At 52.0% G+C, this 11,013-nt stretch carries 8 protein-coding genes; 4 read left to right on the top strand and 4 right to left on the bottom strand.

Features of this window, described 5'->3' with window-relative positions:
- Window positions 1-15: 15 nt before the first annotated feature.
- The 4 genes from qseE (at window position 16) to glnB (ending at window position 3,955) form a co-directional block, all read left to right on the top strand.
- Entirely contained in the window at window positions 16-1,446 is a 1,431-nt protein-coding gene (gene qseE / locus ACLD4F_RS08105) for a two component system sensor histidine kinase QseE/GlrK (protein ID WP_001670672.1), read from the top strand.
- 1 nt (window position 1,447) lies between these two features.
- Entirely contained in the window at window positions 1,448-2,206 is a 759-nt protein-coding gene (gene qseG, locus ACLD4F_RS08100; RefSeq protein ID WP_331823884.1) for a two-component system QseEF-associated lipoprotein QseG, read from the top strand.
- Entirely contained in the window at window positions 2,206-3,540 is a 1,335-nt protein-coding gene (gene glrR / locus ACLD4F_RS08095) for a two-component system response regulator GlrR (protein WP_024131115.1), read from the top strand. The genes qseG and glrR overlap by 1 nt, the downstream gene beginning before the upstream one ends.
- Before the next feature lie 76 nt (window positions 3,541-3,616).
- The gene (gene glnB, locus ACLD4F_RS08090) at window positions 3,617-3,955 is read left to right on the top strand and encodes a nitrogen regulatory protein P-II (protein WP_000717694.1); all 339 of its coding nucleotides are present in this window, start codon (window positions 3,617-3,619) and stop codon (window positions 3,953-3,955) included.
- 48 nt (window positions 3,956-4,003) lie between these two features.
- Here the strand turns inward: glnB and dtpD are convergent, their stop codons facing one another.
- From dtpD to cadC, 4 genes are all read right to left on the bottom strand, one after another.
- Window positions 4,004-5,464 (bottom strand): dipeptide permease DtpD, encoded by a 1,461-nt coding sequence (gene dtpD / locus ACLD4F_RS08085; RefSeq protein WP_000856793.1) that lies wholly within the window; start codon window positions 5,462-5,464, stop codon window positions 4,004-4,006.
- Window positions 5,465-5,519: 55 nt separating this feature from the next.
- On the bottom strand, window positions 5,520-7,664 hold the full coding sequence (gene cadA / locus ACLD4F_RS08080; protein WP_001100652.1) for a lysine decarboxylase CadA: 2,145 nt from the start codon (window positions 7,662-7,664) through the stop codon (window positions 5,520-5,522).
- 82 nt (window positions 7,665-7,746) lie between these two features.
- Complete coding sequence (cadB, locus tag ACLD4F_RS08075) at window positions 7,747-9,078, bottom strand: cadaverine/lysine antiporter (RefSeq protein WP_000100008.1); 1,332 nt, start codon at window positions 9,076-9,078, stop codon at window positions 7,747-7,749.
- Between the two features lie 360 nt (window positions 9,079-9,438).
- The gene (cadC, locus tag ACLD4F_RS08070) at window positions 9,439-10,983 is read right to left on the bottom strand and encodes a lysine decarboxylation/transport transcriptional activator CadC (RefSeq protein WP_061424907.1); all 1,545 of its coding nucleotides are present in this window, start codon (window positions 10,981-10,983) and stop codon (window positions 9,439-9,441) included.
- Between the last annotated feature and the right edge of the window lie 30 nt (window positions 10,984-11,013).

Genomic DNA, 11,013 nt, shown 5'->3' with positions numbered 1-11,013 from the left:
TATGTGAGCGACACGTTGAAGCGCTGGTCTGTTTTCCCCCGTTCTTTACGACAATTGGTCATGCTGGCCTTTTTGCTGATCCTGCTGCCGTTGCTGGTTCTGGCCTGGCAGGCGTGGCAAAGCCTTAACGCGTTAAGCGATCAGGCTGCGGTGACTAACCGCAGCACGCTTATTGACGCCCGGCGCAGCGAGGCGATGACCAACGTCGCGCTGGAGATGGAGCGAAGCTACCGACAGTATTGCGTGCTTGACGATCCGACGCTGGCAAAAGTGTATCAAAGCCAGCGTAAGCGCTATAGCGATATGCTGGACGCCCATGCCGGCGTCTTGCCGGATGATAAGTTGTATCAGGCGTTACGCCAGGATTTAAACGCGCTGGCGCAATTGCAGTGTAAAGATAGCGGCCCGGAAGCGGCAGCGGCCGCGCGTCTGGAGGCCTTTGCCAACGCGAATACGGAAATGGTGCAGGCGACGCGTACTGTGGTTTACTCGCGCGGGCAGCAGTTACAACAAGAAATCGCCGAGCGCGGACAATTTTTCGGCTGGCAGGCGCTGGTGCTATTTCTGGTGAGCCTGGCGATGGTGCTACTTTTTACCCGCATGATTATCGGGCCGGTGAAAGGAATTGAACGGATGATTAATCGCCTGGGCGAAGGCCGTTCTTTGGGGAATACCGTCACCTTTACCGGTCCGCGTGAATTACGATCGGTGGGGCAGCGCATTATTTGGCTGAGTGAGCGTCTGGCGTGGCTGGAATCCCAGCGCCATCAGTTTCTACGTCACCTGTCCCATGAGCTGAAAACTCCGCTGGCCAGTATGCGCGAGGGGACAGAGCTGCTGGCCGATCAGGTGGTTGGGCCGCTGACGCCGGAGCAAAAAGAGGTGGTCGATATTCTGGATGACAGCAGTCGTAATTTACAAAAATTGATTGAGCAATTGCTTGATTACAACCGGAAACTGGTAGACAGTGCCACAGAGCTGGAAGCGGTCGATATCGCGCCGCTTGTGGATATGGTGGTTTCCGCCCACAGTTTGCCTGCCCGCGCTAAAATGATGCATACCGATGTCGACCTGGAGGCCGAACGCTGCATAGCAGAGCCCATGTTGCTGATGAGCGTGCTGGATAATCTCTATTCCAACGCGGTGCACTATGGCGCTGAATCCGGTAACATTTGTATCCGTAGTCGCTCTCAGGGCTCCACGGTTTATATCGATGTGGTTAATAGCGGCGAACCGATTCCGCAAACCGAAAGAGAAATGATTTTTGAGCCTTTTTTCCAGGGAAGCCACCAGCGAAAAGGGGCGGTAAAAGGCAGTGGGTTAGGGCTGAGTATCGCCAGAGATTGTATTCGTCGAATGCAGGGAGAGATCCAACTGGTGGATGACAACGCGCAGGAAGTCTGTTTTCGCATCTCGCTGCCATTGCCTGCATCTGACAAACACTAATATGAATTTAAGCCTGGTGCGTATGTCACACGTTTTCGTCCAAACTATTAAACGATGCCTTTTGCGGTGGGGAATACCGGTGGGCATATCGTGTCTGGCGCTGACCGCATGTGTTCCCCATGCTTCACAGCAACTGCCCGGTAGCGCAGCGCAGGACACGCTCCCCCATTATCAACTGGCGGATTATCTCCCGACGGCGTGCGCGGATATCTGGTCGCTACGCGGGCAGGCGGTAGAGACGAATCCGCTGTACTGGCTACGCACGATTGACTGCGCCGATCGTCTGATGCCGGTTCAGTCGCGCGCAGAGGCGCGCGCGTTGACGGATGATAACTGGCAAAATGCCTTCAGGCGCGGGATCTTACTGGCGGATGCAAAAATTACGCCGCCGGAGCGGCGCGCCATAGTGACCCGTCTGGAGGCGTTAAGCGCGCAAATACCGGCTCAGGTACGGCCCGTCTACCAAATCTGGCATGACGGTCAGGCGCTGCAATTAGCACTTTCTGCCGAACGTCAGCGTTATAGCAAACTCCAGCAAACGTCAGATAGTGAGCTGGATGCGCTGCGCCAGCAGCAACAGGCCTTGCAAACGCAGCTCGATCTTACCACCCGTAAGCTGGAGAGTTTAACCGATATTGAGCGCCAGCTTTCGACACGAAAACCGGCAGGGAATTACAACGCCGATACGCCGCATACGAATGACAAACCCGCGACGTCTGAAGATGGCGCGGCGCCGTCACAAGATGAGGTAACGCCATGATAAGCCGTAAACCGGCGCACCTGCTGCTGGTCGATGACGATCCCGGATTACTGAAATTGCTCGGTATGCGCCTGACCAGTGAAGGATACAGCGTCGTGACCGCAGAGAGCGGCCAGGAAGGACTGCGGGTACTGCATCGGGAAAAAGTGGATCTGGTAATAAGCGACCTGCGCATGGATGAAATGGATGGTATGCAACTGTTCACAGAAATTCAGAAAGTACAGCCGGGAATGCCGGTTATCATTCTGACGGCGCATGGTTCTATTCCGGATGCGGTGGCCGCTACCCAGAAAGGCGTATTCAGCTTTTTGACGAAGCCGATCGACAGAGACGCGTTATATAAAGCGATAGATGAAGCGCTGGAACAGTCCGCTCCCGCGACGGACGATAGCTGGCGCAACGCTATCGTTACCCGTAGCCCGCTGATGCTGCGACTGCTTGAACAGGCGCGCATGGTCGCGCAGTCGGATGTCAGCGTATTGATTAACGGACAAAGCGGCACCGGGAAAGAGATTTTCGCACAGGCGATTCATAATGCCAGCCCGCGCAGTAACAAGCCGTTTGTCGCCATCAACTGCGGCGCGTTACCGGAACAGTTGCTGGAGTCCGAATTATTCGGCCATGCGCGCGGCGCCTTTACCGGCGCAGTGAGCAATCGTGAAGGGTTGTTCCAGGCGGCGGAAGGCGGCACGCTGTTTCTGGATGAAATTGGCGATATGCCCGCGCCGTTACAGGTGAAGCTGCTGCGGGTGTTACAGGAGCGCAAAGTCAGGCCGCTGGGCAGCAATCGCGATATTGATATCGATGTGCGAATTATTTCCGCGACGCACCGCGATCTGCCGAAGGCGATGGCGCGGGGCGAATTTCGTGAAGATTTGTACTACCGGCTGAATGTCGTGAGCCTGAAAATTCCGGCGCTGGCGGAGCGTACCGAGGATATTCCGCTGCTGGCTAATCATCTGCTCAGACAGTCGGCACAGCGGCATAAACCGTTTGTTCGCGCCTTTTCTACTGATGCAATGAAACGGCTGATGACGGCAAGCTGGCCGGGCAACGTGCGCCAACTGGTCAACGTCATTGAACAATGCGTGGCGTTAACCTCTTCGCCGGTGATCAGCGATGCGTTGGTCGAGCAGGCGCTGGAAGGCGAAAACACCGCGCTGCCAACTTTTGCCGAAGCGCGAAACCAATTTGAACTGAACTATCTGCGCAAGTTACTGCAAATTACCAAAGGTAACGTGACGCACGCGGCAAGGATGGCGGGGCGCAACCGCACGGAATTCTATAAGCTACTCTCCCGTCACGAACTGGATGCGAATGATTTCAAAGAGTAGTTTTCATGCCGTAAAGTAGTGCGAAATATGTTACGTTTAACCGATCAAAACACAGGCGACCTTTTCAAGGAATAGCATGAAAAAGATTGATGCGATTATTAAACCCTTCAAGCTGGACGATGTCCGTGAAGCGCTGGCCGAGGTAGGTATTACCGGCATGACGGTCACCGAAGTCAAAGGCTTTGGCCGTCAAAAAGGCCACACCGAGCTGTATCGCGGCGCGGAATATATGGTGGATTTTCTGCCGAAGGTAAAAATTGAAATCGTTGTGCCTGACGACATCGTGGATACCTGTGTTGACACCATCATTCGTACCGCGCAGACGGGGAAAATCGGCGACGGTAAGATCTTTGTCTTTGATGTCGCCCGCGTTATTCGTATCCGTACTGGCGAAGAAGACGACGCGGCTATCTGATGTGCCGATTCGCTGCCCGTCTCCTCCTTGTGGGCAGCGAACCACCGTTTAATCGCCCTGCGGTAGCGCCGATGTAGTCCGGGTGCAAACCCATCTCAGGCCGACAATGGCGACGATCAGCGCCACGCAACTTAGCGTCCACTCGCCCATTTGCGAGAAAAAGTGTCCGTAGGCGGCTACCGCCGTATCACTAATTTGCGATTCCGTGGTTTGTTGCGCGACGACGCCAGCCAGCCAGTTAGCGACCGCGCCGGTCGCCAGCATATAAATACCGGTCAGTACGCCCGTGACGCCAGGCAGGTTGAGGCGGGTAATTTGCGCCATCGCGACCGGATCAATAAACAGCTCTGCAAAGCCCATCAACGCCAGACCTGCGATCATCATTCCCATTGATGCCTGCCCGTCTAACCGGGCCTGATGCGCGTTTAGCGCCAGCAGCATAAAACCGCCGCCCATCAATACCAGCCCCACGGCAAATTTAAGCCAGACGCGCAGCACCGAGCGGGCGCTCTCTTTCGGGCTGCTCAGCCACGCCAGCACCACGCCCGCCGCCATCACCGCAATCGCATTGACCGACTGGAACAATGCGGTGGGGACGGTCATATTCAGCCAGTGGCGGTTGACAAAACGATCGATGAATAAACTGATCGAACTTCCGCCCTGCTGCGCCAGAACCCAGAAGAGAGTGCCGGTGATCATTAACAGAACGATTTGCCACAAGGCGCGACGGTGTTCGGGAAATTTAACCATAATACGGGCGATGAGTTGCGCCGCGAAGACGCAGACAATGGCCAGCACATAGCCAGACCAGTTATTTTCCAGCAGGAGGGTGAAGAATACCGGCGCGATACACAGCATTAATACCAGCCAACCCCAGGTTGGAAGGGCGAATTTAACCGCCCGCAGCGCGGGGCGATTAACACCGCGCGTCTGCTGAAAGTGACGATGACCGCTTAAAAAGATGAGCAGGCCGATGAACATTCCCACGCCCGCCAGCGCAAAGCCGACATGCCAGCCATACCACTGCGCCGCCAGACCACAGGCGATCGGCGCGGCTATCGATCCAATATTCCCGGCGGCGTAGAGCAGCGAGAATCCCCCGTCGCGGCGGTTGTCATCAGGGGCGTAAAGTTCGCCCAGCAGACAGCTAATATTGGATTTAAACAAGCCGTAGCCGCAGATAATAATGGCCAGCGCCGCATATAAACTCAGCGTTGAATCAGATTCTAAGCCCAATACCACATGACCCAGCGTCATCAATAAGGCGCCGGTGATAACCGCCACGCGGTTGCCAAGCAGGCGGTCGGCAAGCCAGCCGCCAAGAATAGGGGTAACGTAAACTAAAGAGGCGTAGGCGCTGAAGAGGTTGATCGCGTGGCTGTCATTAAAACCAAGCTGGTGGGTAAGATAAAGGATGAGTAAGGCACGCATGCCGTAAAAGCTGAAGTATTCCCAAATTTGAATCGCCACGATGTAAAAAATCGCGCGCGGTTGTGAGGGTGTTTTCATAAAGTCTCCTTGCTGCGTGAAAAAAGGGAAGTGGCAAGCCACTTCCCTTTGGTACTTATTTCGTATTTTCTTTCAGCACCTTAACGGTGTAACGTCCGTCTGCCTGACGATAGGCGCCGTGGATATCGGTTTCGAAGCCCGGATAGTGAGCGCCGATTTCGCACAGCATTTGCAGGAATTCCAGTACCGGACGGCTTTCCTCGGTGATCATTTCACCAGGCATCACCAGCGGCACTCCCGGAGGGTAAGGAAGGATCATGTTGGCGTTGACGCGACCAACCATCTCTTCAAGATACACCTCTTCCGTTTCGCCATGCAGCTCTTTCTGGAACGCAGTATACGGCGTCATCACCATTTTCGGCAGCACTTCAAACGCACGGTACATTAAGTCCGGCAGATTATGATGTTCGACCAGTTTATGAATATTCTGCGCCAGTTCCTGGATGCGCATATTTTCATAAAACTCAGGCGCTTCGCGGTACAGTGCCGGCAGAATGTTTTTGACGCGCAGGTTCAGGTCAAAGGCGCGTTTAAATTCAGTGAGCGCGCGCAGCAGGCTCAGAGCTTTGGTTTTGTCGATACCAATGCTGAACAGGAACAGCAGGTTGTATGGACCGGTTTTTTCTACGATGATGCCGCGTTCATCGAGATATTTGGCGACCAGACTTGCCGGAATACCGAACTCATCCATCGTACCGTCTTTCTTCATCCCCGGCGTCAGGATAGTGACTTTGATCGGGTCGAGGTACATGTGTTCGTTATCGATATTTTTGAAGCCATGCCATGCGCTATCTGAACGCAGCGGCCAGCACTCAGCCCCATCGATATGTTCCGGCTGCCATACGTCAAAGAACCAGCCGTCGGATTCGCTTTTCAGGCGTTTAATTTCTTTACGGAATTTAATCGCACGTTCAATAGAGCCGTTAATCAGGCGTTTACCCGCATTACCTTTCATCATCGCCGCTGCGGTTTCAGTAGACGCTACGATACCGTAGTGCGGAGAAGTGGTGGTATGCATCATGTAGGCTTCGTTAAAGGTTTCTTCGTTAATGTCGCCTTTAACATGAATCATGGATGCCTGTGAAAACGCCGCCAGCAGTTTATGCGTGGACTGGGTTTCATAAATGATTTTGCCTTCTACACGGTCGCCGCTCATACCGCATTTACCCTGATAAATAGGGGAGAAATTGGTGTAAGGCACCCAGGCGGAGTCAAAATGAATGGACTTCACATCCAGAGTTTTCTTGATGTAGTCAGTGTTATACAACAGACCGTCATAGGTTGAGTTAGTAATAACAGCATGGACCGGCCAGGTTGCGTTAGGCGTCTCTTTTACCCGTTTAGCGATAGTGGCGTGCTGGAACTCGCTTTGCGGGATACCGCCAAGAATACCGTAGGCGTTACGGGTTGGGCGGAAATAAATCGGCGTAATGTCGCTCATCATCATCAGATGGGTCAGCGATTTATGGCAGTTACGGTCAATCAGTACCGTGCTGCCTGCCGGCGCGGAGTACATACCGACGATTTTGTTCGCCGTAGAGGTGCCGTTCGTCACCATGTAGCTACGTTCGGCGTTAAAGACGCGGGCGATATACTCTTCTGCTTCTTTATGCGGGCCGGAGTGGTCCAGCAGCGAACCCAGTTCGGAAACGGAAATCGAAATATCGGATTTCATCGTGTTCGGGCCGAAGAAATCATAAAAGATGCTGCCGACGGGGCTTTTCTGGAAAGCGGTCCCGCCCATGTGGCCTGGCGTACAGAAAGTGTATTTCCCTTCGCGCACATATTTGAACAGCGCTTTTGTCAACGGCGGCAGAATATTGTCGATGTATTCATCGGTATTCTGGCGAATTTTCGCCGCGATATCGGCTGCGGCGCCTAAAGCATATTCAAAGAAGCGAACCTGCATTCTCAGATCGTTGAGGCTGACGTCCAGCGTAGAGTAGCTGTTGGCGAAGGCGTACAGCGGCATATACTCGTTCAGCTTGCTAATCTCTTCGCAAAGCTCAAGGTTATATTTATCCCAGTCGAAAATGACGCCGCAAAGGCGGGAGTTATTTTCAATCAGCTTCAGCAGGTCTTCTCGGTCGTTTGGATAGACGATACGGAAATTTAAACCTTCCAGTGCACGATGCAGTTCACGAATAGGCTCTTCTTTAAAGTAGACGCCCATGTGGTTCATGATAGCAATAACGTTCATAGTCTTGTTCCTGGTAAAGTGGGCCCCTCCCGCTACGCTATAGCAGGTGACGAAAGGGGCTTTGAGAAAAAGGAGTTAGCGGTTAAAGCGCTTCAGCCGTATTGTTGTCGCTGTCGTTGTTCTGGCGCTGGTGCATTTTGCGACCGTAGAACATCAGGATGATCAGACTGACGATAAAGGTGCCGGAGAGTTCGAACGAGCTGGCGCCCATCAGTGCGATGAAGCAAAATGCGCAGCCCAGTACAGAACAAATCAGGCTTACCGAGTTACGGATGTTGAACCCTTCGAAGCGAATCAGGTCAACACAGGAGTAGAAGTACGGCAGCATGGTAAGCAGTACGGCAATCCCGGTCAGTTCGCCGAACAGGTCGGACGCTTTACCGCCGCTGGAGTTCATGATGGTGATCAGAATCATCAGCGCCGTCATTTTCACCGCAGCCAACAGCAGACCTTTTTTCGGAATACCGTTTTTATCCATTTCACCGTAAATTTTCGGGAAGTTGCCGTCGTTGGCGGCGCGAACCCCAGCCTGGCCGACCAGCATCATCCAGGAGCCCAGAGACGTCAGGCAGGCGAAAGCGGTAAAGGCGGAAACCAGCGGCGCAGCCCAGCCACCCAGAATCGTGGAGGTACTGATAGCGAACGGCGCGCCGGAAGAGGCCATAACGGAAGCTGGGAACATCCCGGCGATAACCTGAGTCGCGGCGATATAGATGATGCCTGCCAGCGCGGTACCCAGCATGGTTGCCAGCGGTACGGTGCGTTTCGGGTTTTTCACCATGCCGGTGCTGACGGCGGCAGACTCAACGCCAACGAACGCCCACAGGCAGAGCAGAATACTTTTAACAATGGCGTGAGAGTCGGTCGTCGTAGACGTGTTCCAGTTCGCGTGATAGGTCGCGATATCGAACCAATGCCAGCCGGCGACTGCGGTCAAGACTACCGGGATCAGCACCAGGAATAGGCCAATCGTTGTCAAGCGGCTGACCCAGGCCCCGCCCAGCATATTAATAAAAGTGAACAGCCAGACGATAGCAATACAGGCAATACCTGCCGGTATTGGATTATTTAATGCCGGGAAGAACGTAGAAAGATAAGAAACAGCGGTAATACCGATGGCTAAGTTACCAATCCAGTTTGCGTGATAATAAAGAACGCCGGTCTGGAAACCAAACGCCGGAGATATTTCCCCAGCATAAGCGATAGGGCCACCCTGTTGAGGGTTTTTGGTTGCCAGCCTCGCATAAACATAAGCCAGCGACATTGCCCCAATAATAGAAATTACCCAGCCCCAGATGGCAATGCCACCAATACTGGCAAGGTTGGCGGGTAATAATGCAATCCCGCTCCCCATCATATTACCGGCAACGACGCCAGTACAGGCAAATAGCCCGATCTTTTTGACAGAACTCATGTTCATTTCTCCTGAGCTGTATTTTTAAGAACCGGGCTTATGCTTCATATATGCTGCGTGCCCGTTCAACTGTCGACAAGATTAACGAATGGGTTGAGATAAGTCCTAAAGAAAAAGTGAAATAAACACAAACATGAAAAAACTGATAGATTGATTTTTTTGAATTAACATATAATTATCATGGAAAATATCATGAAAGGATAAACATCGTTTAATTACAAAGAGTTATATTTACATTTCTTTGCGATGAACATGTTGCCAAAATTAACATAAGCTATTTTTGGCAACATGTTCTTCACAAAATAAAAGCGAAAAATTTAATATCTTTTCGCTTTTATTTGTCATGGTTCAGCGTTAAATTTAATCTTCTGCCAGAAAACTATTCAGATAAGGGACAATTTTCTGAACGGATGTCTGAAATACGCCGTTCTCGATCCAGTACAGCGTGTTTTCACCTGGACGTAAATTAAAGGCGGTCAGATAGGCATCAGCGGCCAGACGATTCTCACCTTTCATTTCGTAAACTTTCCCCAACAGGACATAGTTAAACCACGACATTTCAAGCTCGATGCTTTTATTGATTTCCTCATACGCTGCATCGATATCACCTTTGCCCAAAAGATCAACGGTCTTGATTTTATAATAAACAGACGTTTTCTCAACGCCCGGAATTTGATCTATTTTTTTAAACTCTTCGTTCAGCGCAGCCACTTGTTCTTTATCAAACGGCTGTTGTGATTGCCGTAATACATCTACCAGCACTTTATATTCATAGGCATAGTTGAAATCAGGCGTTTCCTTAATAATGCCATTCAGAATATCGCTGGCTTTACTTAGCGCCTGCGCATCGCCGCTCAGAATAAGCTGGCGCGCCTCATAAAAACGCATCAGCGCGGTATTTTGCGGCGTTCTGAACAGGGCCAGTTGTTCTCGCATACGATTAGGCCAGGGCTGTGTTAAAACGAAAGACAGGCTATTAAACAGATCATCCTGGATGGACAACTGGTTAGTATTGGTGACGAAATAACGCTTATCCAGCATGGTTGAACCATCGGCGTTATCAATGAGCACCACAGACATAAAGCACTGCTGCGCCCGATAGTGGCGCTGATTGACAAACTGAATGGTTAACGTCTTACCGGAGCTGCTTGGCTCATTGACCCGGTAATTAGTTTTATCGTGCACCATAAAGGTCGAGTAGGTGTTCAGCAGGTCGGTGATTAAGCCGCCCAGACCGATGGCGTAGGACTCCTGCGAGACCCAGTTATTACAGGAATTGCCGCCTTCAAAACGAACATCTATATCTCGTGGGTTAAGTAATAACCGCGTTTTTGTTACCGCGGCATTATGATCTACCACCGACATCACGATAAACACCACCAGCGTCGCCAGCGAGAGTAGGAACATTACCCACGTCCAGAAAGCGGCGATACGCGGCTTTTTCGCCTTTTTAGTCGGCGTTTGCAAAGAGGCGGGCGGCACAGGCGTAGCGGCAGTAGCCCCCTCTGTCGGTTCTGCATTCATTGCTGCGATCGGCGGCGGCGGCGACGTTGATGAATTATCGATCTCATCGCTATTTTCTTCGCACCAGATAACCGGCGCCGTCAGCTTATAGCCGCGTTTAGGTACGGTAACGATGTATTCAGCATTGCTGTCTCCGCCATCTCTTAATGATTTGCGTAGTTCAGAAATGCTTTGGGTGACAACATGGTTGGTCACGATGGTGCGCATCCAGACATGATCAATAATGTTATCCCGGCTTAACACTTCATCCGGATGATGCGCAAAATACATCAGAAGATCGATCAGCCGTGGTTCAAGAGTAATCTGGCGTCCCTGACGACTGATCTGATTAACAGAAGGTGTAACCAGCCACTCTCCAATGCGTACAACAGGTTGCTGCATAAAAAGATGCCCTAACGAGCTAAGTCAAAC

The organism is Salmonella sp. 741265050_HSA, from assembly GCF_046569445.1.
GTDB classification, from domain to species: domain Bacteria; phylum Pseudomonadota; class Gammaproteobacteria; order Enterobacterales; family Enterobacteriaceae; genus Salmonella; species Salmonella enterica.
Note: the sequence above shows the minus strand (reverse complement) of the source record. Positions and strands in the feature narration are given on the sequence as shown.